This window comes from Nonomuraea sp. LPB2021202275-12-8, from assembly GCF_037044575.1.
Classification (GTDB): domain Bacteria; phylum Actinomycetota; class Actinomycetes; order Streptosporangiales; family Streptosporangiaceae; genus Nonomuraea.
The window spans coordinates 85558-106799 of record NZ_JBAHWD010000030.1 but is presented as its reverse complement, the minus strand read 5'-3'; the positions used below and the strand labels follow the sequence as shown (position 1 = coordinate 106799).

Annotated in this window: 26 protein-coding genes; 9 read left to right on the top strand and 17 right to left on the bottom strand. The window is 67.6% G+C overall.

The features are described from left to right. Positions 1-22: 22 nt before the first annotated feature. The 3 genes from V5E28_RS37310 to V5E28_RS37300 all read right to left on the bottom strand — a co-directional run bounded on the left by V5E28_RS37310 (position 23) and on the right by V5E28_RS37300 (position 2116). The gene (locus tag V5E28_RS37310) at positions 23-571 is read right to left on the bottom strand and encodes a hypothetical protein (RefSeq protein ID WP_336214123.1); all 549 of its coding nucleotides are present in this window, start codon (positions 569-571) and stop codon (positions 23-25) included. Between the two features lie 817 nt (positions 572-1388). Continuing rightward, a complete protein-coding gene (locus V5E28_RS37305; RefSeq protein ID WP_336214121.1) occupies positions 1389-1799 on the bottom strand; it encodes a type II toxin-antitoxin system VapC family toxin in 411 nt (136 codons plus the stop codon). Then, the gene (locus tag V5E28_RS37300; protein WP_336214119.1) at positions 1796-2116 is read right to left on the bottom strand and encodes a type II toxin-antitoxin system Phd/YefM family antitoxin; all 321 of its coding nucleotides are present in this window, start codon (positions 2114-2116) and stop codon (positions 1796-1798) included. Before V5E28_RS37300 ends, V5E28_RS37305 begins: the two co-directional genes overlap by 4 nt. Positions 2117-2537: 421 nt before the next feature. On the opposite strand from V5E28_RS37300, the gene V5E28_RS37295 reads away from it, so the two are divergent. Then, complete coding sequence (locus V5E28_RS37295; RefSeq protein ID WP_336214118.1) at positions 2538-2735, top strand: hypothetical protein; 198 nt, start codon at positions 2538-2540, stop codon at positions 2733-2735. Positions 2736-2810: 75 nt separating this feature from the next. On the opposite strand, the gene V5E28_RS37290 is transcribed toward V5E28_RS37295, so the two are convergent. Together V5E28_RS37290 and V5E28_RS37285 are read right to left on the bottom strand one after the other, a co-directional pair. Continuing rightward, entirely contained in the window at positions 2811-3059 is a 249-nt protein-coding gene (locus tag V5E28_RS37290) for an SCO4226 family nickel-binding protein (RefSeq protein ID WP_336214116.1), read from the bottom strand. Between the two features lie 234 nt (positions 3060-3293). Next, positions 3294-4052 carry a class I SAM-dependent methyltransferase gene (locus V5E28_RS37285; protein ID WP_336214114.1) on the bottom strand — a complete coding sequence of 253 codons (759 nt, stop codon included), beginning with the start codon at positions 4050-4052 and terminating at the stop codon, positions 3294-3296. Between the two features lie 292 nt (positions 4053-4344). Here V5E28_RS37285 and V5E28_RS37280 point away from each other — a divergent pair, with 292 nt between their 5' ends. Then, the gene (locus V5E28_RS37280) at positions 4345-5244 is read left to right on the top strand and encodes a hypothetical protein (RefSeq protein ID WP_336214113.1); all 900 of its coding nucleotides are present in this window, start codon (positions 4345-4347) and stop codon (positions 5242-5244) included. 35 nt (positions 5245-5279) lie between these two features. Here the strand turns inward: V5E28_RS37280 and V5E28_RS37275 are convergent, their stop codons facing one another. Together V5E28_RS37275 and V5E28_RS37270 are read right to left on the bottom strand one after the other, a co-directional pair. Beyond that, on the bottom strand, positions 5280-5696 hold the full coding sequence (locus tag V5E28_RS37275; RefSeq protein WP_336214111.1) for an ATP-binding cassette domain-containing protein: 417 nt from the start codon (positions 5694-5696) through the stop codon (positions 5280-5282). Then, entirely contained in the window at positions 5693-5821 is a 129-nt protein-coding gene (locus V5E28_RS37270; RefSeq protein WP_336214133.1) for a hypothetical protein, read from the bottom strand. Before V5E28_RS37270 ends, V5E28_RS37275 begins: the two co-directional genes overlap by 4 nt. Before the next feature lie 335 nt (positions 5822-6156). Between V5E28_RS37270 and V5E28_RS37265 the strand changes: the two genes are divergently transcribed. Then, positions 6157-7140 carry a BtrH N-terminal domain-containing protein gene (locus V5E28_RS37265; RefSeq protein ID WP_336214109.1) on the top strand — a complete coding sequence of 328 codons (984 nt, stop codon included), beginning with the start codon at positions 6157-6159 and terminating at the stop codon, positions 7138-7140. Between the two features lie 57 nt (positions 7141-7197). Here V5E28_RS37265 and sigJ read toward each other — a convergent pair whose 3' ends face one another. Then, positions 7198-8295: an RNA polymerase sigma factor SigJ gene (gene sigJ, locus V5E28_RS37260; RefSeq protein WP_336214107.1), complete on the bottom strand. Its 1098-nt coding sequence runs from the start codon at positions 8293-8295 to the stop codon at positions 7198-7200. On the opposite strand from sigJ, the gene wrbA reads away from it, so the two are divergent. After that, complete coding sequence (wrbA, locus tag V5E28_RS37255) at positions 8270-8878, top strand: NAD(P)H:quinone oxidoreductase (protein ID WP_336214106.1); 609 nt, start codon at positions 8270-8272, stop codon at positions 8876-8878. The genes sigJ and wrbA overlap by 26 nt on opposite strands. 70 nt (positions 8879-8948) lie before the next feature. Here wrbA and V5E28_RS37250 read toward each other — a convergent pair whose 3' ends face one another. From V5E28_RS37250 to V5E28_RS37240, 3 genes are all read right to left on the bottom strand, one after another. After that, the gene (locus V5E28_RS37250; RefSeq protein WP_336214105.1) at positions 8949-9215 is read right to left on the bottom strand and encodes a hypothetical protein; all 267 of its coding nucleotides are present in this window, start codon (positions 9213-9215) and stop codon (positions 8949-8951) included. Positions 9216-9381: 166 nt separating this feature from the next. Further along, positions 9382-10305 (bottom strand): RNA polymerase sigma-70 factor, encoded by a 924-nt coding sequence (locus V5E28_RS37245; RefSeq protein ID WP_336214104.1) that lies wholly within the window; start codon positions 10303-10305, stop codon positions 9382-9384. After that, positions 10302-11372, bottom strand: a complete 1071-nt coding sequence (locus V5E28_RS37240; protein WP_336214102.1) for an NAD-dependent epimerase/dehydratase family protein — start codon at positions 11370-11372, stop codon at positions 10302-10304. Before V5E28_RS37240 ends, V5E28_RS37245 begins: the two co-directional genes overlap by 4 nt. A gap of 81 nt (positions 11373-11453) precedes the next feature. Between V5E28_RS37240 and V5E28_RS37235 the strand changes: the two genes are divergently transcribed. Further along, positions 11454-11654 (top strand): hypothetical protein, encoded by a 201-nt coding sequence (locus V5E28_RS37235; protein ID WP_336214100.1) that lies wholly within the window; start codon positions 11454-11456, stop codon positions 11652-11654. Positions 11655-12012: 358 nt separating this feature from the next. Continuing rightward, positions 12013-12438, top strand: coding sequence for a hypothetical protein (locus V5E28_RS37230; protein ID WP_336214099.1), 426 nt, complete (start codon positions 12013-12015; stop codon positions 12436-12438). Positions 12439-13080: 642 nt separating this feature from the next. Here the strand turns inward: V5E28_RS37230 and V5E28_RS37225 are convergent. After that, positions 13081-13953: a M23 family metallopeptidase gene (locus V5E28_RS37225; protein ID WP_336214097.1), complete on the bottom strand. Its 873-nt coding sequence runs from the start codon at positions 13951-13953 to the stop codon at positions 13081-13083. Between the two features lie 1175 nt (positions 13954-15128). Further along, positions 15129-15938, bottom strand: a complete 810-nt coding sequence (locus V5E28_RS37220; RefSeq protein ID WP_336214095.1) for a class I SAM-dependent methyltransferase — start codon at positions 15936-15938, stop codon at positions 15129-15131. A 64-nt stretch (positions 15939-16002) separates the two neighbouring features. Between V5E28_RS37220 and V5E28_RS37215 the strand changes: the two genes are divergently transcribed. Continuing rightward, a complete protein-coding gene (locus tag V5E28_RS37215) occupies positions 16003-16596 on the top strand; it encodes a TetR/AcrR family transcriptional regulator (RefSeq protein WP_336214093.1) in 594 nt (197 codons plus the stop codon). Between the two features lie 40 nt (positions 16597-16636). On the opposite strand, the gene V5E28_RS37210 is transcribed toward V5E28_RS37215, so the two are convergent. Further along, on the bottom strand, positions 16637-17107 hold the full coding sequence (locus tag V5E28_RS37210) for a hypothetical protein (protein ID WP_336214092.1): 471 nt from the start codon (positions 17105-17107) through the stop codon (positions 16637-16639). A 154-nt stretch (positions 17108-17261) separates the two neighbouring features. On the opposite strand from V5E28_RS37210, the gene V5E28_RS37205 reads away from it, so the two are divergent. Then, positions 17262-18023 (top strand): GNAT family N-acetyltransferase, encoded by a 762-nt coding sequence (locus tag V5E28_RS37205; protein ID WP_442945929.1) that lies wholly within the window; start codon positions 17262-17264, stop codon positions 18021-18023. 75 nt (positions 18024-18098) lie between these two features. Here the strand turns inward: V5E28_RS37205 and V5E28_RS37200 are convergent, their stop codons facing one another. From V5E28_RS37200 to V5E28_RS37190, 3 genes are read right to left on the bottom strand one after another with little or no spacing between them, the layout of a single operon-like run. Continuing rightward, entirely contained in the window at positions 18099-18461 is a 363-nt protein-coding gene (locus V5E28_RS37200; protein WP_336214089.1) for a peptidase inhibitor family I36 protein, read from the bottom strand. A gap of 30 nt (positions 18462-18491) precedes the next feature. After that, positions 18492-19025 (bottom strand): hypothetical protein, encoded by a 534-nt coding sequence (locus tag V5E28_RS37195; protein ID WP_336214087.1) that lies wholly within the window; start codon positions 19023-19025, stop codon positions 18492-18494. A 34-nt stretch (positions 19026-19059) separates the two neighbouring features. Continuing rightward, on the bottom strand, positions 19060-19917 hold the full coding sequence (locus V5E28_RS37190) for a hypothetical protein (protein ID WP_336214086.1): 858 nt from the start codon (positions 19915-19917) through the stop codon (positions 19060-19062). Between the two features lie 290 nt (positions 19918-20207). Here V5E28_RS37190 and V5E28_RS37185 point away from each other — a divergent pair, with 290 nt between their 5' ends. Next, on the top strand, positions 20208-21233 hold the full coding sequence (locus V5E28_RS37185) for an ArsR/SmtB family transcription factor (RefSeq protein ID WP_336214084.1): 1026 nt from the start codon (positions 20208-20210) through the stop codon (positions 21231-21233). Positions 21234-21242 lie beyond the last annotated feature (9 nt).

The following is a 21242-nucleotide window of genomic DNA, read 5'->3' as shown; positions in this document are numbered from 1 at the left end:
CCTTACTTCCCAATCTTGATTCTTACCACGTGCCACACCAGTCTTCCGGCTTGTCCGCTGCGCTTACAACGTGGCGGGCGTATCGGCAGTCAGGAGGATCGAACTCGATGCCGTTCTCGTCCAGCGCGTTGTAGATCGTGATCCGGCCGTTCGGAAAGACGAAGCTGGGAGCCACCGTGCCTTTAGCCATGTCTTCACCCACGTATTCGAGAAGCTCTATGGAACACAGCACCTCTCCTTCCAGCGCGGCCACTTCCTGGAACGCATCGTCTCGCCATCTCAGCTGGAAACCCTGTCCTGCCCAGTCCAGCGGCTGAGCTGGATCAACGGTGTTCCAGGTGATCGATACATCGTCGAACCTCTCGTGAACGATCTCGATCTGCTCACCGTCGAAGTCCAACAGGACCAACCCATCAGCGAACCATGCATCCTCGTCCACATCCCAGACCACCAGCACGCGCGTCAGTCGCCGGCCTTCCAACCTGGCCAGCCTCTGCCTTTGAGCGGCCACGATCACCGATAGGCCGGTTAACCACTCTGGCCGGTAGCCAGAGACTCCAAAATCGAACACCTGACGATTGTCCCGTCCCACCGCGTCTGGAACGCAAGCTCGCAAGAGCCAAGTATCCGACGTGGAGCGAACTTGCCGAGAAGATCGGTTGGATCGGAGAGTAGGAGTTCGAGGACTACGACGGTTGAAGCCTTGGGGTGGGGTTGCAGTTCGCCGTCGTGCCATGCCGTTCCAGGCGGATCAACCGCGCCCGTTGGTCCAGGTTGAACTGATCGGAACGGTCGAGCCCCGAGCTGCCAATGCGGCTTGGCTCTCCCGCTTCCTTTGTGCCGCATCTCTGTCCTCCTCGCTGTCCGAGTGTCCCGGCCGTGCCCGCCGAGTCAAGGGCGCCTGGGGCATCGCTTCGCGATCAGCTTCGCTGACCCTTGACACGACGGTCCCGTCCTGGGGGCCGGCAGCTATGAGGAGGACGGGGAAGATCGGGACGGGCTGTACGTAGACCCCACCGGCCTGTGCGAGCGTGATGGTCGTGCCATTAGCGTGCCATCAAGGACGGTCAACAGGGGTCAGACACGGTTACTCGCGGACCACTCTTTCCCCAGGTTAGGGTCGTATCCCCTGGAGATCAGGCCGATTTGCAAGCAGGAAGTCAGGAGTTCGAATCTCCTAGGCTCCACCAGCAATACACCCCTGCTACCTGCCGTGTAGCAGGGGTGTGACTATCTGGGTGACCACGCGCGTCGACCGAACGGCTTCCTTGATCATTAACGCGCCCGGCGAAGCTGTTGGTGAGGGCTGCCGATAAGAGCTCGGTCCCTCCATGTGGCGACGGTTGTTCGCTGCCGCTTCTTGAGCGTTTTCCACTTCATGCACCGGCCTACTGCGGACGGGTTACCGGGACTACGGTGAGCAGGTGATCAAGGCCTTTGAAGTCCTTGGGATTGCAGGTGTACAGAGGAAGCCGGTTCGCGATCGCCACACAGGCGATCATCAGATCTGCAGTGCGGGGGCGTGGTTTGCGCCCTGAGGCGATGACAGCCGTCCACAACTGCCCGTACTCGCGGGCCGAGGTGTCGTCGAAGGGGAGTGGGTCGAATTCGGCTTCTGCGGTCTGTAGGATCTTCATTCGCTGGGCGAGTTCCTGGGGTCCTGTCGCCACCAAGACGCCGACCGAGAGCTCTGCAGTGGTGATGGCACTGATCATCATCTCATCAGGGAGTTCGTCGGGATCAATACCCGCGCGCAGGATGAGGATGTTGGTGTCGAGCAGCCCAAGGCCATGGTTCATTCCTCGTCCTCCGCGAATTCGCGTCTGCCGTATGCGCGATCGTAAGGGTCGTAGAGATCGTCATTGACGTGGCGGTCCATGTCGTCGCGATATTCACGGTCGTCTAGTCGCGGCATGCCACGTGACACGGCGGCGAACTCCGCGCGCGACACGGCCCGGCGCCGGCGGCGGAGAGGGACCAGATCACCGATGTGATGGCCATTGCGGGTAACGGCGTACCTCTCCCCACGTTCCAGGCCATCCATGATCTCCGCTGACCGATTACGCAGGTCGCGTTGAGAGATCTCATGGGAGTGGTCAGGCTCGGGAGTGCTCACATCTCAAGTCTATAGCGCTGTGCCATTTGGTGCTACCAGGTAGCACGTCCGGACGCTTATTAGCCCGAAGAGTCCGGAGCCGGTGGGCGACCGGACGTGGGGGCGAGATCGCTTCCGGGCCGACGTAGAGGTAGCTGTACAGCGGAGAAGTGCAGCAACGAGGCCGCACTGTGGCTCACTCTGACGTCCTCCAGCACATGCCCGAGCAGGGCTGAAGTCTCTCCAGGTCGTGCCCGGCTCCTGTTTGCAAGCAGGAAGTCAGGAGTTCGAATCTCCTAGGCTCCACCACCATTTACGCCCACTCCTTGGCCATCTGAGGGGTGGGCCGTCTGCTGCCCGCCCCGACACGACTCGTACAGCTGAGACGTACAGCTACAGCCCATTACTCCTGTCGGCGAGAGCCTAACTAGCATGCTCGTCCGTGCTGCTCAGGGAGAACACGGTGCTCGACGAAGAGCTCTCCGAGATCATTACGAGCCTCCGCCTACTCGGAGGGGACGTCTCCGACGTGAGCTGCCGAAGACGGTCCGGGACGCTCTCGGCCTTCGCCAACACTCACGGCGGTGTGCCCATCCTTGGCCTGAGCGAGGGCGGGATTCTCAGCGGCGGGTGTACGTGATGCTTCGAAGCTTTCCAACGCCCCACTGACATGGAACCCGTCCCGCGGCCGTTGATCCGCGTCCACGACCGCCGGTCAGACGGTCAGCGGCAGCCTGTGGATCTCGTCGGCCGGGTGCCCCGCCCGCTGGTGGATGCGCTGGACGGCATCCGCGTCCGGCGCCTCCGACAGGCAGTAGATCACGCCCTCGTCAGGGTCCGCCCACGCGTGCTCGAAGGTCACCCCCTCCTCTGTCTGTATCGCGAGGTCGGCGGCGTGCGCCTGCTTGAGCTGCTCGCCGGTGATGCCCGTCATGCCGTGATGCACGTCCATGAACTTCGCCATGGCTTCCTCCTCGGAGGCGTGACCTGCGGATCTTTTCCAGCTTAGGGCGGCCCCTGGCGGACCGGCCCCCAAGACTTCGCCAAAAAGACCGGGACCTCCGCGATGAGGGTTCCGTCAGAGATGCGGGCCGGCACCATCCCACCTGTCCGAGCAGCTTGTGACCCCCGACCTGACCGTCAACCGCCTCACCGTCCCACCTGTCAAACAGGCCGGCCGCCTGGGCTTCGATCTTTCTCAGGGCCGTTCGAGCGTGAGCAGCGGCTCGGAGAACACCGGCGCCGGTGCGCCGGGATCTGCGGCAACAGCCTGCTCCAGGCGGCGGAATCCGGCCTCCAGCTCGTCGGGACTGAGTTGGGCGAAGAACGAAAGGGTGCGCAGGCGCAGCCGTTCGAGCATGTCGCCGCGCGTGCCGGAGGATGGCTCGGTAACCGTGCTGAAGCTGGTAACGCGCCAGCCGTCCGACGTGAACATCGCGATGACCTCGTGCAGCGGCTGAAACAGCGAGGCGTCCGCCTCGAAGCCGCGGGGGAAGTGCTCCAGCCACCACGGCCTGGGATGGTGGTCGCGGAAATTCGCGCGCAGGAGCAGCCGCCCGCCGGGTCTGAGCACCCTGGCCAGCTCCCGGGCCGCCCGCGGCTTGTCCTGGACGTGGTGCCAGGACAAGAACATGAGAGCGTAGTCGGCGCTGCCGGACGGCACTGGCAAGTCCTCGGCGGAGCCTGCCAGATATCGCACACCGGGATGCGGGGGCTGCGCCTGCGCTATCTCGCGCATGCGGACCGACGGCTCGACGCCGGTGACCGGCCCGAACGCTCGCGCCAGCGCGGGGGTGAACCTGCCGGTCCCTGAGCCGACGTCCAGCCCCGTCAGCGGACGCCGATCGGGCAGCACCGCTCCGAAGGCACTGATCCATGTCTGCAGCTGCTGCTCGGCGAGCGCACGGCCGCGCGCGTAGTCCTGGTACTGCTCCGTGTCGTAGTCGATCCGCCTCATCGCAGCTCCCGCGTCAGCCGGCAAACCAGTTGGCCCGATATATCGACCTGATACATCGACACGATATGTAGTGTCACGTCATGCCGCAAGTAGGGCATGGCGGACGGGCATGCCTGCGCCGCGGTGACGAGCCAGGTCCCCCGGAGTCTCGGCACGGCTCACCGGACAACGTGGTTACGGTCGGCCGATAGACGTTGATAGTTGGGGCCGCCTGCGCGGACGGAGTTCTGTCGGTGCCGTAGGCGATGCTGCCTCCCGACACCCCACGCCCCGAAGGACACCATTGGCCCGCATGCTCCGCCACCTCGACGAAGAGCTCTACGTGCAGTACGGAGGACTCTGTATCTACGGCGGCACCGACTGCCCGGAGTTCCGCGACGACGAGGTGGAGGTCCTCCACTACACTGCCGCCCTCCGCCTGGAGGCATGGGACGAAGAACCGCCGGACCCGGGGTCCTCATGGAGGCTGATCGAGCAGCCGGACTTCACGGCCGAGACCGGAGTGATCCAGATGGGCGTGATGGAGGACAGCGGCCGAGAATTCCTGATCGGCCCTCCCTTGTTCGAGTACGGCCTGACCGTGCACGTCCACGCCGTGGACTTCCTCCAGTGGTTGTTCCGGTTCTGGCCGATCCGCGATGTCTTCGACCCGCTCGTCCACATGAAGCCGAGGGAACTGGTCGGATCCGCGTCACCGCTGGAGCCCCGCCGGGTGCCCGTCCCCACGACGGCCGGGCAGTGGGCGGCCATGCGGCCGGACAAGTTCCGGCCCTCGGAAGGAAGTGTGCGCTGGGCGGCCACACAGCAGGGATTCCTCGGCGCGGATCCGGTCGCCCGCATGTTCAACCTGCATCAAGAGGATCCGGTCTCCCGCGCGTTGAACCCCGATCACGCGCCCACCTTCCTGACCCCGTCGCGCCCGCTCCATGAGGAGCTTGACCTCCGGGACAGGAACCCTGGCAGTACCTACCGGATGTGGCGCTGGGAGAGGGAGGCCGCCGACGGCAAACCGGAGGACGGCAACCTTTTGACGGGCAGAATCGTGCACGTCCGTGACATCCACGGGCGCCGTGTCCTCGCCTCGGGCATCGTGACGATGCTCGGCATGGAGGACGGGCGACACCAGGTCCGCGACGCCGAACCCCACGAGGCCGCCCGGGTGCTCTGCGCCGAGGCAACCTGGCCGGACTGACCTCATGGCCACGCGCGTCCACGGCTGCCACACGGTCACTTGCGGACCATCCTCACCCGTGGCTCGTCCGTAAGCTGTGGGTGTGTCCCCCGTACTCGTCCTGCTCGACGGCGTTCGCTGGCGGGGTGTGCGCGTGGTCGGCGATCGCGCGCACACCCGCGCGTGCGCGGATCGAGGCCGGTGGTCGGCTCGTCGAGGAAGATCAGCGGTGGCCTGGTGATCAGGCTGGCCGCCAGGTCGAGGCGCCGGCGCATGCCACCGGAGAACTGCGCGATCGGTCTGTCGGCGGCCTCCTCCAGGCCGAACTGGTCCAGCAGTTCGGCGGCGATGCGCCGGGCGCGCGGCGCGGCGATGCCCTGCAGGCGACTGAAGAGCCAGAGGTTCTCGCGGGCGGTCAGGTTCTCGTCGACCGACGCGTACTGTCCGGTGACGCCGACCAGCTGGCGGATCATGTGCGGGTTGTCGGGCCACGTCGACCCCGAAGATCTCGGCACGACCCGCATCGATCTTCAACAGGGGCCAGCATCCGTAGCGTGGCGGTCTTGCCGGCCCCGTTCGGGCCGAGGACGCCGAAGATCTCGCCAGGGCGTACGTCCAGGTCGATCCGTCGACGGCACGGTGCCCGCCGAACGTTTTCACCAGCCCTTCCGCATGGACGGCCAGGTCGGTACCTCTGTCGGGGGGCGGGCCGCCCCCGGGGCGTCCGAGTTCTGTGATACTCATGGCTTCACTTTCGGCGGCGCCGGTTTCACGGCACCCTCGGCCGGTTTCACCGGTTGCTCCCCAAGCCGCCGCTGCCCTGTCGTGCGGCTGGACTCTCCCACCGTGGGAGGCCTCATGCTGATCCCAGCGGTCCCATCAGGGACGGGGACGGTGTGACCGTTCGCCGCGTCAGCATGAGGAGAGCGACGCATGACCATCGTGAAGGACATCGAGGCCCGCGGCATGCACCACTGCGAGACGACGGCGCTGGGGGTGCTGTTGCGGCACGAGGGACTTGATCTGTCCGAGCCCATGCTGTTCGGGCTGGGCTCGGGCCTGTCCTTCATCTACTGGGACAGCAAGGGCATGGCGTTCCCCTTTCTCGGAGGCCGCGTCAGGCCTTTCGACCTCACCAGGAACCTGGCCGCCAGGCTGGGGCTGACATTGCTGACCGAGGAGACCACCTCGCCGCGCAAGGCGTGGCAGAACGTGGCCGCCCCCATCGACGCCGGTCGGCCGGTCGGCCTCCAGCTCGACTGCTACCACCTGGACTATTTCCGGTCCAAGGTGCACTTCGGCGGTCATGTCGTCGCCATGTACGGCTACGACGAGCACGACGTCTACCTTGTGGACACCGACCAGCAGGGAGGAGCGGTGCGCACCAGCCGGGCCGGCCTCGCCATGGCGCGGGCCGAACGCGGCCCGATGACCGCCAGGAACCGATCCTTCACCATCACCCTGCCGGCTCAGCCGCTTTCCTGGCAGGACCAGATCATCCCCGCCATCAAAGACTGCGCCGACGCCTTCCTCGCCGCTCCCATCGCGAACCTGGGCTACAGGGGCATCGAGAAAGCCGGCAAACAGGTGCCGGGATGGCTGCTACGCGCCGGCGAGCCGCAGCAGGACCTGCCGCAGGCCGCCCTCCTCATGGAGAAGGGCGGCACCGGCGGCGCCCTGTTCCGCGCCCTCTATCGCGATTTCCTCGACGAGTGCACCCGGCTGATCGACGACGGCAACCTCCGCACCGGTCACAGGCTGTACGCCGAGGCCGCCGTCCTGTGGACGGACGTGTCCACGTTGATCGCGAAGGCTGGAGAGAGCGGCGACGCGGGGTACCTCGAGCAGGCCGGCGTCATCCTCCACGATCTTTCGCGCATCGAGAAGGACGCCATGCAGGTGCTGCGCCAGTTGTAGCTCAAAGGCTGTACGGGTCCGGCCTGAGTCACGCGGTGGCCGCGCCGGGGGTGCGGGTCAGCCCGTCGTCCAAGGCCGGAGCTTGTCGGGGTTGAGTACTGCCCAGATGTGCTTGATCCGGTCGCCTGCGACGTCGAACGCCAGCACCGACACGGTGACGCCGTCCAGCTGACCCACCAGACCAGGCTGACCGTTGACCGTACACTCCAAGATCGTCACGCCGCGGGCCCGATCAGCGAAGAAGCGCGCGACCTGCTCGGCGCCTTCGACCGGGCGGAGCACGGCTGTGACGAGTCCGCCACCGTCGCCTGTCGCCGTGGCGTCGGGGTCGAGGAGGCCGATGAGGGCGGCGATGTCCTTGGCTTCCCACGCCTGCTTGAAGGCTCTGACGATGTCGGCGCGCTGGGCTGCCGGGGTCGCGGAAGCCTGCGAGGCGTGGATGCGGCGGCGGGCTGAGGAGGCCAGCTGACGGCATGCCGCCGGCGTACGGCCGACGATTTCGGCCACTTCGGTGAAGGGATACCGGAAGACGTCATGCAGGATGAACGCGACGCGCTCGGCCGGGGTCATCGAATCGAGCACGACGAGGAAGGCCATGTTGACCGACTCGTCGAGGGTGACCCGGTCCGCAGGGTCGACCGTGGCGCCGCCCGGCCGCCCGCTGCTCCATTCCGTACGGTCGGGCAGCGGCTCGGGGATCCATTCGCCCACGTAGCGCTCGCGCCGGGCCCGTGCGGAGCCGAGCAGGTCGAGGCAGATGCGGCTGGCGACGGTCGTCAGCCAGCCGCCGGGGGATTCGACGCCTTCCTGCTGCTGTTGGGACATGGCGTACCAGCGGGCGTAGGTCTCTTGTACGACATCTTCGGCATCGGCCAGGGAGCCGAGGAGCCGGTACGCGAGATTGATCAGCTGACGCCGCTCGCTCATGATCGCGCTCAGGCCCGGATCGAGCCGGCCGTCTCCTGGCTCGGATGGGTTGGTCACGGTGTCGCCGACTTTCTTGGTCGCGTCTTCCTTTACCCGGTTCGACGAGACAGCGCACCGAACTGTGAGGTTGGCGCGCCGCCTCACATTCCGGAGGGGTGTGTCGTCGTACTGCTGAGACGAACGCCAGGGAAGGAAATCGATCATGGAACCCGTGAACGCCGCGATCATTTACTACAGTGCCACAGGCACCGTGCATGCCTTGGCGCAGGCCGCCGCCGAAGGTGCGGAGAAGGCCGGCGCACACGTGCGACTGCGCAAGGTGGCCGAACTGGCCCCGCCGGAGGCGATCAGCGCCAACCCGGCCTGGGCCCGACACCTCCAGGACACCGCCGACGTCGCCGAGGCCACCCTCGACGACCTGGCCTGGGCCGACGCGGTGCTGTTCGGCACCCCCACCCGCTACGGCAACCCGGCCAGCCCGCTCAGGGCGTTCATCGAAACCACCGGCGGCCTCTGGTATCACGGCAAGCTCGCGGACAAGGTGTACTCGGCTTTCACCGCCTCCAACACCGCCCACGGCGGACAGGAATCCACCCTGCTCGCGCTGGGGAACACGTTCTACCACTGGGGCGGCATCATCGTGCCCCCCGGTTACACCGCCCCCATCCAGTTCCAGTCAGGCAATCCCTATGGCACCTCCCACGTGGCCGGCGATGGCCCGCCCAACGACGTGTCCCTGGAAGCGGCCCGCTACCAGGCCCGCCGCGTCGTCGACACCGCGGCCTCGCTCAAGGCCGGCCGCGCCGCCTGAACAGCAACGGGGAGAACGGAAAGGCGCCCGTCTTCACCCACAGGCGCGCGGGCGTGAGCCGACCCGACCGTCAGGTGTCCTTCCTGATCCGGCTACGCACGAATAGCGCCACGCCCACCCAGACCAGGACTTGGATCACGCCGTCCCTGAAGTACCGCCACCAGGGGACGGGCTGCTCTCCCGTCGCCAAAGAGGTGGCGACTCCGAGAAGAAACAAGCACGCCGCAGCGATCACGCCGGTGATCGTCAGAGTGGCAAGGGGACGAGCGCTTACCTGCCTGCCATACCAGTTCGCGGCCGTGGTGACCTTCTCCCGCACCACACCGATCGTCTCCACGATCGCGATGATCTCACATGCTCAAAGGCCGGAAGAAGGGTGAGGTGAACGCCGGTCGCTGGGGCCGCGGGTGAGGACACGTGCCTGCTCGCCCGTGTCGAGGAGGTGGCGGACGACGTTTCCTGCGCCACCGTGAACTGCTTGTGTACAGGTGCGGCTCCTCCGGTCAGTCCGTGGGCCGGCGGGCCTGGTTCGCCTCCCGGATGACCGCCCAGGCGTCCGCGACCGGACCCAGGTGCCCGAGCTTGTCGGGGTTGATCACCGCGCGGATCGTCTGGATCTGCCCGTCGAGGATGTCGAGCGCCAAGGTGTTGACGACCTTGCCGTCCCGGTCGCGGAAGACCGCGCCCGGCTGGCCGTTCACCTCGTGCGGCTCCACGACGCCGCCGATCCGGACGAACTGCGGGAGGAGCGAGGCCAGCACCCGGGCCACGTTTCCGGCGCCGAAGACGCCCTTGCCCCACAGCGGGGCCTTGCCGCCGCTGTCGCCGACCATCTGAACGTCAGCCGCGAGCAGCTCCTGCAGCCCTGCGACGTCGCCTTCCCGGATGGCGTCGAAGAATCGCCCGGCGAGTTCCTCTCGCTCCCGGCGATCCGCCTCGAACCGAGCGCGTCCCGCGTCCATGTGGCGGCGCGCCCGCACGGCGAGCTGGCGGCAAGCCGCATCCGAACGCCCCACCGCCGACGCGATCTCCGGGAAGTCGAAGGCGAACACCTCCCGCAGCACGAAGACCGCGCGCTCGAGCGGGCTGAGCCGCTCCAGCAGCAACAGGGCCGCCATCGACACCGAGTCGGCCAGTTCCGCCGACCGCTCCGGGTCCTCATACGGGTCGGCCAGTAGCGGCTCGGGGAACCACTGCCCGGCATACTCCTCCCGCCGGGCGCGCGCCGAGCGCAGCACGTCGATCGAGATCCGGGTCACCACGGCCGAGAGGAACGCCTTGGCCGAGGTGGGTTGTGTCGGGGTGGCCTCGTAACGCAGCCACGTCTCCTGGACCGCGTCCTCGGCCTCGCTCACGCTGCCCAAGATCCGGTAGGCGATCGCGAACAGCAGCGGCCGCAGTTCCTCGAACTCCTCGGCCGACCTCACGCCAGCTCCTCCTTGAAGCCCTGCCGCCAGGAGGGGTAGCGCAGCTGCCAGCCGAGCTCCCGCTTGGCCTTGGCGTTGGAGAAGCCGCGCCCCTCGGTCATCATCGTCACCGCCGTTCTCCCGGCCAGCGGCCGGGCCAGCCAGGTGGGGATCCGCATCGGTGGCTTCGCCCCCGCGCACGCCGCCAGGTAGGGCAGCCACTCGCCGGCCGGGGCCGGCTCGTCGTCGACGATGTTGAACACGCCCTTCGCCTTGCGCTCCACGGCCAGGACGGTGGCGCCGGCCGCGTCGTCGAGATGCACCCACGAGCAGTAGCCGCCGCCGTTCCCGACGACGGGGTACTGCCGCCTGCGTACGAGCTCGACCTGATCGTCGGTGGCGCCCGGCCCGTAGAACGCGCCGTATCGCAGGACCGCGCCACCAGCCTTGACGACCACGTCCTCCAGGTGGCGGATCGCCTCCGCCCCCCTGCCCGTGCTCGTGGGGTCCAGCGGGTCCTCCTCGGTCTTCACCCATCCGCCCTTGCGGATGCCGTTCCAGGCGGCGTAGCTCTGCGCGACGAAATGGGATACGCCGATCGCTTCGGCGGCGGCCAACAGGTGGTCCGTCCCCTCGGTGCGCAGCCGGTTGGTGGTGGCGAACCAGCGGTCGAAGTGCTTGATATCGGGCTTGCCGGAAATGGCGGTCATCTGGTGCACGATCACGTCCGGCCGGGCCGTGGCCACCGCCTCGCCGACGGACGCCGCATCCAGCCCGTCCATGACGACCGCCTCGGCGCCCAGCTGCTCCAGCAAGCCCAACTTGGCCGCGCTCGTCGTCGTAGCCGTCACTTCGTGGCCCCGGGCCACCAACTGCGGCACCAGTCGCCGCCCCACGACCCCGTTCCCGCCTGCCACGAACACCCGCACGACCATCACCCATCCTGATTTCAGAGTCTGTTCCTGACATTCGAGACGAGACAGCCCGGCCGCCTGTGACATCGGAGTGCCGGGTTTGTCCAGGTGGCGCCGCCAGGGACCGGCGCCGCGCATCGTCAACGTCAGCAGTGCCGCCGCGTCGCTGACCATCGCCGGCATCCCGGACGGCCCCCGACGCTGCCGGCGTCGGCCGCGTATACGCCGTCCAAGACCGCGCTGAACTCGCTGACCGTGCAGTACGCCAATGAGCTGCGGAAGGACGGCGTCCTCGTCAACGCCGCCGACCCCGGCTACGTCGACACGGAGATCAACAACCACTGCGGGTACCTTACGGCCGCGCAGGGCGCCGCGGTTGTGGTGCGCCTGGCCACGCTCGGCGCGGACGGGCCGACCGGTGGGTTCTTCAACGAGGACGGCTCGCTGCCCTGGTGATCGTTTCCTGTTCAACCCACATCATCCCGGGGTGAGGTTGTGCGGGGTGGGGACGTGCAGGTTCCAGTCGAGGCCGGGCGGCGCGAGCTTGTGGTCGATCCAGGCGATCGCCGGGTCCCTTTGCGTTGCCGTTCGACGTGCTCCATCGAGGTCACGGGCCAAACGGTGACAGGGCGTTTCGCCCGGTCGCTCCCTACTCGCGGGAAATGGTCCGGCCCGGCATCCTCTGAGAGCTGTCGCTGGATGTGTGGGACTGATCACGTCCCATCTGTGGACTCCTGCACAGAGTGCTGGGCCGGACCTCCGTAACGTCCCTCCTGCCGGAACGACCGGCACACTCTGAACGGGGAGAAACCCAATGCGTAAGCCTCTTGCCGCTGCCGCACTCGCCGGCTCCATGGCCGTCACCGCGCTCGCCCTGACCCCGGCCGTCGCCCAGGCCGCCACCCAGACCGCCACCCAGACCGTCACCGTCACCACGACGACGGTCGGCACCAGCTGGGGCAAGTTCTTCTCCAGCGACCACAAGGCCTACACGTTCGGCAGGACGTGGAAGAGCGGTGGCGCGGTCTTCACGAAGTGGTACGGGGTCGACAAGGTCGGTGGCAAGAAGGGCTGGGTCTGGTTCGAGTACTACCAGAACGGCGGCTGGCACAAGTTCAACCACTCCTGGGACGGCAAGAAGTCCGGCGCCTGGAAGGGCCACGGGATCAAGAAGATCTACACCTTCACCTGCTGGGCCGGGAAGTTCGACAACTGCGGCAAGAAGTACCGCATCTACTGAACAGGCACCACCTGATGGGCAGGGGTTCGGCACAGGGCCGCCGTGGTCGCGGAACCCCGCCCCGCCAGACGAGTCAAGGGTGCGTTGTCCGGGGGTGTTGTCATAGCCAGTTGGACAGCGTCCGGGTGTTCGTGCGGGTGTGCGGGCATGGACGGGAAGACGCGCATCACATCGTCCAGCCGTCACATCCTGCTGTGCTGTTCCGTCAGTGGGGTGTAACGACTGACCACGGCAAGGGAACGTCATCACCCAGCAGCCCGCCGGCGACTACCGGATCGGCCAGTTCGGCTAACCAGCGGGTAGGCGATTATGAGCGGAGACGCGGCCAGGAAGGCTGATCGTAGCTTGATCAGGGTTCGAGTTCCTTACCGTGTGCGAAGGACCGCCAAGCCGATCAACGGCGGGGGCAAGGCCGGAGTTCCAGGTGAGCGAGCGGGAACGGCCGATCCGGGAATTCAGCGGAGACCGAGATCGAACCCAAGGCTCCACACACAGAAAAGCCCAGGTCATCCGCCTGGGCTTGGTCGTTCAGTGCTCCCCTTCGCGAGGGCACCACGCGCCGATGTGACCGGCAAATCACGCGCTCGCCTGACGAACGGAGTTCCGTCGACCTCCGTTCGCAGGCGAGCGCGGCGACAGTGCTTAACCGCAGTGTTCGAAGGGGCTGGTGTACGAGCTGCTGCCGATCGAGCCGCCCCACTTGACGCATTTCCCGGGCGCGGAGCGCCTGACAGGTCCCGCGTAGTAGGCGAAGCTGCCTGAGTCGGTCGTCCTGGCTGCCCCTTGCGGCTCCAGGAAGGCCGACATCGACGTGGCTGAGCCGAGGTTGGTCGTCTTCAGCGTCGTGACGCAGTTGTAGCCATTGCTCGAGTTGTAGAGCAGGTAGGTGCGGCCGCCGGTGAGGGCGGCTGAGTCGATGACCGCGTAGCCGCTGCCGCAGACCTCCGCAGGGGTGTGGGGGTTGCTGCTGCCGCTGCAGCCGTTGCTGCTCTTGATGGCCTTCTTCTGGCCCAAGGACACGGTCACGCCCTCCACGGTGGGGCTGGTGTCCATGCCGCCGCTGGAGGTCCGCTGCTCGTAATGCAGGTGCGGAGCGTCGCTGCCACCCGTCGAGCCGACAGTCCCGATCACGGTGCCCTGGCCGACGCTCAACGAGCCGCCGGCCGACCTCACCATGGTGGCGAGGTGGGCGTAGCGGGTCCTGGTGCCGTCACTGTGACGGACCTCCACCCACTTGCCGTAGCTCGTGCTTCCCGCGTCGTTGAAGTAGGCGGTGCCCGCAGCGGTCGACCGCACGGTCTCGCCGTTGATGGCGTCGCTGCCGTAGTTCTGCCAGTCGATGGAGCCCGATGGGTTGTGGGTGGGCGTCCAGTTGTTGGCGTTGAAGGTCTTCCCACAGTTGAACGGGCTCTTGTGGGATGCGAGGACGCTGGTGTTCTGCGCCGAGGCGGCCTGGGGGATCAGTGCTGTCGCGAGCGTGACTAACAGGGCGAGGGCGGCGGATTTCAGGGGCATCCGCAAGCTCGGCGTACCGGTTGTGGGCATACTCACCTCTCTGAACAGGCAGGTAAGGGGGGATTCGATCGGCGCCCGTTTCGATGTCGATTGGCCCCCTGGGCGACCGGAAGCAGGTCGACGGCCTGGTGATCGAGTCGGCGGGGGCAGGGCCGCATTCAGGGAATATTCGACATCTCGCGCCCGCCTATGGAGGCGGTGCGATCAAGAACATAGCTGCGAAAGTTCTCTTCATCAATGCCTGCTGACATGAAAGTTTGCGGCTCTTACTTCGACGAGACGGGATCCGGCTGATCGTGATCGAATCCTAGGACCCTCGCTGAGCGGCTCCGGCAATCTTCTGGCCGGCGTCAGGAGTCGCAGCTCAGCCTGCCTGCTGTCATGTCCCGTACGGCCGTGAAATCGGCCAGATGGCCCGGCGTGTCACCCATGCGCCTGTCGAGCCTCATTCCGGCGGTTTGTCCGGAATGGGGTGCCTGAAGCGTTCGGAGTATTGGCTCGCTCGTCGGTCCAACTCGCGCCGTGGAGGCCGGGCGTCCGCGCTTCCGAATCGACTTTCGTGGATACAGCCGGCGGGAGGTCGACGAGTACATCGCCTCCTTGAAACCTGACTCGGACGGCCCCCTCGAAGCCCTCGTGACGCTTGAAAGTGGCATGGGCGGCCGTATGGGGATGTCGGCCGCAGCCCTTCCCTGTCGCCTCGTGCTCCCGCTGTCATCTTTTGCCGGGGTGTCGTCGGCGCGGTTGTGATTCGTGGTTGAAACGCGCCTTCCAGCCGTTGGAATAGATCACTTTCCAAAACTCGATGGGAGACTGCCTCACCCGCTGCGGATATTTACGGGGCCCAGGGGCTCGGTCGTCGCTCCCATCGGATCGCCGGCTGTCTTCGGAATTCTCCTCGCTGCTTTCGCTCGGCTTCGACTTCGCTCGACGGCCCGCAGCTTCCCCTGGCCAGGAGGTCTGCCTCTCTTCATCGAAACCACCATTCGGTGTGACATCGACACGTGCTCGTGACATCAAGCGTGGCCTGAGAGGCGGTCAACAGGCCTCTTCTTCCCCCGCGTTCCAGGGTTCGGTGCGGAATATCGCGCGACCGCGAATTTTGATGGTCGGCATGTCAGGCGGGCCGAGAATACGGTCTCCACAGAAAGACCGGAAAATCACTGCGCCGGCGATCAGACCGCGCTCGCCGCGGTGACCACCATCGTGAAGTAGCGCATCACCACGCTGCCCCCGGCCGCGTCGACGGCGGCTCCGGTGCCCGCGAGCACCTCCGCCAGCGCGTCCGGCGGGATCCTGGTGAGGAGGCCGAAGGTGGGCATCTGGTCCAGCCACTCGTCCCGGGTGTAGGACCGTTCCCAGTCGAACCGCCACTGCTCCAGATCGCCGAACCCGCCCGCCTTACGGATACCGTCGGCGGCCTTGTCGATCAGCTTCTGATAGCCGTCTACGGACGGCATCGCCCGGAAGTCGAACGGCGAGTCGGGCATCACCCGCCGAGAGATCGCGGTGAACTCTTCGGCCAGGTCGGGCGGAAGGTCGAACGCGTTCCAGTACGCTGCCAGCCGGCCGCCGGGACGCAGCACCTGCGCCGCCTTGGCCGCTCCTACGACCGGGTCGACCCAGTGCCAGGCCTGTCCGGCGACGACGGCGTCGAAGCGCCGGCCGGCTGGGTCCCAGGCTTCGAACGTGGCCACCTCGGCCTGGACCCCGCTGCGCCGCGCGAAGTCGGCCATCCGCGCGTCGGGATCGACCCCGAGCACTTCGCAGCCGGCCGCCTGGAACTGCCGGCCGTCTATGCCGGTCCCGCAGCCGACGTTGAGGACCTCGGGCCCGGGGCTGCCGGCGACGATCCGGCTCACCATGGCTTCGGGGTAGCGGGGTCGGGTGCGGTCGTAGCGTTCGGCGTCCGCGCCGAACGACTCGGCCACCTGCCGGTGCTGATGAGGCTGGGGTTCCTGATTCCCTGACGGTATAGTGGGCATGCGCCCACCTTAGTGGGCATGCGCCCACTTAACAACGGGCCGGTTGGGGAAAGAGGGATGCACGGTGCCGACAGGAGTGGCCCTCCGCGACGCGCGCGAGCAGCTGTTCGACGCAGCCGAGCGCATCCTGCTCCGGGACGGGCCGCACGCGCTGACCAGCCGCGCGGTCACCACCGAGGCGGGCTGCGCCAAGGGCGTCCTGCACCGGCACTTCGCCGACTTCGACGCCTTCCTCGCCGAGCTCGTCCTCGACCGCATCGCCCGGATCGGCGACCAGGCCACCGCGCTGCGCGAGTCCGCCGGGACCGGCACCGTGGCCGGCCACCTCGCCGGCGCGCTGACGGACCTGTTCGGATCGGTCGCGCTGGCGATCGTCGGCCTCATCACCTTCCGGGACGACCTGCGCGCCCGGCTGCGCCAGACCAGGCCGACCGGCGTCCCGATGCTGGCGGAAGCCACGGCCATGATCGTCTCCTACCTCGCCGCCGAGCGGGAGCTGGGCCGCGTCACGGCGGATGCCGACGTGGACACGCTCGCGCTCACGTTGATCGGGACCGGGCACCTGCTGTTCGCCGGCAGGGAAGGCGTGCCGCCAGAGGCCGACGCCGTCCACAGGGTCGTGACCACGATCATCGGCGGCGCACTGCGAGAGGCGTGACCAGCGGCACCCGACGAGATGCCGAAGGCGTGCGCTGCCCTCACGTGCTCACGTGGGCCCTGAACCGCTCGTGTGCGGCCTGCTTGGAGATCCCCATCGCCTCTCCCACCTCCGACCAGGAGGCGCCGGCTTCCCGCGCCCCGGCGACGGCCTGATCGAGCAGGGTGCGCTGCCAGCTCTCCACCTGAGACAGCAGGGTGAGGGCGGCGAGGGGGCGCTCGGCCGCGAGGTTCACGATCTGTTCGCACAGGAGATTCGACTTGATCACCAGCCAGCTGGGTGGCGCGGCGGCGAGCAACGGAGGTGCGTGCCTGCTCCACCACCGGTATTCAGCCTCCTTGGCCCCCTCCGGCGTGGCCGGGAAGCGACGCCGGTCGGCCCATCCGCAGGAACATGCGGCCTGGTAGCCGACGAAGGTCTTGGTGAAGACGCTGGCGGACGAGGCAAGCTCACCATCGGGGAGCACCGGCGCGGCGAAGCCCTCGTGATCGGGGATTTCAGCAAGCTTCAATATCATAAGCGTCAAGGATTCCTGACGCATTGCCGCCTGCGCAAGGGCGCCGCCGACGCCTGGTGCCGGGAGACGGCCATGCCCGCCTGCTCACCTGCCATCCGGTACGTCAAAATCTGTAGGTGTCCGATCTCGAAGGGGGTTCGCGTTGCCCGTGCAATCTGCCGTGAGGGGCCTGCAGGAGAGGACGGCCCGGGCCCTTCCCCCCGAGCACGTCGAGGATGCCGGAGGGTGGTGGCTGCGCCATGCCCCCAGCTGCGCGTGGTGGATCGGAACGGTGCTGCCGCATGGCGATGCCGGGCCGGGCGAACTGGCGCGCAGGGTCGCTGCGGCGGAGGAGTTCTACGCCGGGCGTGGCGCGGTCGCGCGGTTTCAGATCAGCCCGGGAGCGTGTCCGGAAGGGCTCGACGCGTTCCTGGCGGAGCGGGGATACCTCCGTCAGAGCCCGGTGTCGTTGCAGGTGGCGCCGACCGCGCGGGTCCTGGAGCGGGCGCGGGCGGGCTCGCTGCGAGTGCGGCTGGCTGACCGCCCGACCCGAGCGTGGTTCGAAAGCTGGCACGCCGTGAACGGCGGTGACTCGCGTTCCGAGTGGGACCTGCTCGGCCGGGTGGAGCGGCCGGCCGCCTACGCCACGGCGATGATCGGCGGCGACGTCGTCGCCGTGGGCCGCGCGGTCGCCGACACCGGCTGGGTGGGAGTGTTCGGCATGGCCACGCTGCCCGAGGCCCGCGGGAGGGGCGCGGCACGCACGGTGCTCGCCGCGCTGGCCCGCTGGGCCGACGCGCACCGCGCGGAGCACATGTATCTCCAGGTGGAGCGCGACAACCTCGCGGCTATCCGGCTGTACGAACGGATGGGGTTCGGCGAGATATGCGGTTATCACTACCGCATCCCGGACCCGGCGGCCCGTGCCTGATCGAGAGCAGGGCGGCGACCGGTGCGGCTCCCTCTCAGGAGGGAGCCGCTCACACGGTCGAGCGATGAGGCCGGGTCAGCACTCCCCGCGCCACCTGACCTTGGACACGGTGCGAATGGACGCCGGAGGGGCCGAGATGTTGCCCTTGCCCTCCGATTCGCCGTAATGCGCGCAGATCGGCTTGTCCACGGACAGGACCGTGATGTCGACGTGGTCGTAGCCGGTCTGCGGTCTGGCGTTGTTGAAGTAGGAGCGGGCGGGCTTCTGGTTGGTCCAGTCCTTGTCGGTCTTGAACGACATCCCGCCTGTCTGGTTGTAGCCGTAGTAGAAGCAGACAAATCCGAGCGGGCAGTCCTCCGCCACGGCGGCGGAGGGCGTGAACGCGACGGCGCCCAGCGCGAGCGCCGCAGCGGTCGCCATGATGGCTTTGATGCGCATGTGAGACTCCTTCGTGAGATGGTCGGGTGCTCAGGTGACGAAGGTGTTGCAGTCGTCCCTGGTCACCCATCGGTGGGAGGAGATCCTGTTGTCCATGGGGTTCTGCTTGCCGGTGTACGGACCTGTCGTGATCTTGCTGAACTTGTTGTCCGACAGGTCGTCGGCGAACAGCTCGTCGTGCGCGAGGCAGCTGTAGCCGTAGCGGTAGTCCCAGGCCGTGATGTCGTAGAAGGCGATGACGTCACGCCCTCCGCTGTAGCCGTTGTTCATCAGGGATGAGGCGGCATTGGTGTCGCCCTTCTGGAACTGGCCCGTGCTGTCGCCCCAGTCGTAGTCGTTGCCTTCGTCCGCGCCCAGTGGGGTGTGGCAGTCCTTGCCGTCGAAGGCGCGGGCGCGCCCGTCCTCGAGGCCCACCTGTTCTCTGACGGCCCGGCAGTTCCACAGCATCGTTGCGGACTCGGACTCGGACTCGGACTCGGCGGCAGCCGGTGTGCCGGCCAGGGGAATGGCCAGACTGGCGGCGGCCAGCCCCACCGCGGCCAGCGCCGAACGGATTCTGGGCATGCTGATCTCCTTTGCGAGCAGTGTGTTGAGCTGGTCAGCGTGTGATGCGCCTGGCCCGGTCGAGGGCGGCGCGTTCGAGTCGGCGGTGCTCGGCCAGGTCTCGCGCGTAGGGCCGGCCGGCCCGTTCGCGGTAGTGCGCCTGCAGGGACCTCGCGGTGTCGGCGAGAGACGACGTCCGCGCGCATGTGGCCTCGGTGACCGCCAGCTCCACCTCCAAGGAGTGGCTCTTCTCGCTCGACAGGCCTCGGGTGAGCCGGGGCAGGGTGGCGCGCACCTCCGGCGGCTCGGTGTACGGGTGCCCCTTTCGGGACATGCACCGGGCCCAGGCCTGCTGCGCCGCACTGAAGCGCGGGTCCTTGACCAGGTCCGGTACGTACAGCGGCAGCAGGTTCGTGGCCGTCTTGTCGAGGCGGAACCACTCCTCGCGGTCGCCGTACAGACCCTCCTGGGCCTCGGCGCCGCACCCGCCCAGCATGCTGGTGATCCTGCCTCCGGCGGGGAGCGTGGCTGACAACGGCTTGACGTCCCGGCCGCCGCGCAGGGCCGCGTCGTAGCGGGTGCGCTGGGGCGCGATCAGGCTGTTGCGGTAGGCGATGTTGCGGTTCGTCTTCTTCGCCGCGAGCAGTTTCCGCTCGATGCGGCCGCCGTAACCGTGGATCCTGGCCCAGGCGACGTCCGTCAGCACGTAACCGATGCTCCGCCGTTCCTCGGCGCTCAGCGGGGGCGCCGGCCAGTAGGGGAAGCCGTGCCGGGCCATGCACCTCTGGGTGAGCACCTCCTCGGCCCGCTCCAGCTCGATCCGTTCGGCGTCGGTCAGTTCGCCGCCGGAGAACGCCGGCCCCTGCGCCTGTGGTGCGGCGCAGGCGGCCGGCACGGTCAATGCGACCGCCAAGGCGATGGCACGCCAGTGACCCCTCAACGTCATCCCCCGTCGCAACTTCGATGTGCCGTCCCCCCGCGTGGCCGGCCGGCATTGTCCCGCTGGATGGAGATCCTTTCCGGAGGCAGGCGGTCGCCGGAATCTTTTGCGCTGTCACGCAAGAGCATTGAGGCCCGGCCGCCGGCGTGATAGGCGCCCGATCCGGTTTGTGACGGTTTGCTGAGCGCATGTCAACGAAACCGCAATCCGCGTCGCCTACGGTTTGATCTTGACTGCAATGTCTCGGGACTGGGGGCTCGGTATTGCGTGTTCACTTCACCGCGGAAGATCTCATCAAGGTCCGTCTGGCTCCCGGCCCCGACGCCATGTGGGAGCTGGTGCTGAGCGTCCATCAGATGGCATATCGCGCGGAGCACATCCCGTACTTCGCGCCGTGGCGGCGTCACTCCGTCACAGCACTGACCCGGGCCGGGCTCGACATGGCGATCCGCGCCCTGGGCACCCTGATGCCCGCTGCCACCTACTTCCCCGACTTCCTGACCCCCGGCGGCCACATCGGGGACGTGGAGCACGGCATCGAGACGGTGCTCGCCACGCCCAGGACCCGATTACGCGATGAACTCGGCCAGCTGGCCGCCACCTACCGCAAACCGTCCCCCTGGCTGAGCGACCTGGCCGCCGGGCGACCGCGAGACCTCGAACGCCTCGGCTCCACACTGCGCCGCTACCACCAGATGGCGATCTTCCCGCACCGTTCCGCCATCGCCGCGACCACGCAGGCCGACGTGGCCCGCCGCGTCAAGGACCTGGCCGGTGGCGGCGTCGAGGCCCTGCTGAACGGCCTGCGCCCCTGGGCGAGCTGGACCTCGCCCGTGCTGCGGTTGCACTATCCCGTGGACGGCGATCTGCACCTCCAGGGGCGCGGGCTGCTACTGATCCCCAGCTTCTTCGGCGTCCACGGCCCCGTGCTCCTGGCCGACGACTCGCTGCCACCGGTGCTGGTCTATCCCGTCGAACACCCGCCCCTCTGGAGGCCCGAGCCGGGCGCCGGCGAGGCCGTCGACGAGCTCATGGGCACGACCCGCGCCACGCTGCTGCGCCTGCTGACCTCCAGCCACGCCACGGGAGCCCTGGCCGCACGGCTGGACGTGGCCCCGTCGACCATCAGCCGCCACATCCTCGCCCTGCGGAACGCGGGGCTGGTCGCCACCGAGCGGCACGGGCAGTATCAGATCCACCGCCGCACCTGGCTGGGTGACGCCCTCCTCGACGGAGACGCCTTCCCGCGCTGGCCGTCAACCGTTCACGGCGTGCGCGCCAGGACATAGGCCGTGCGG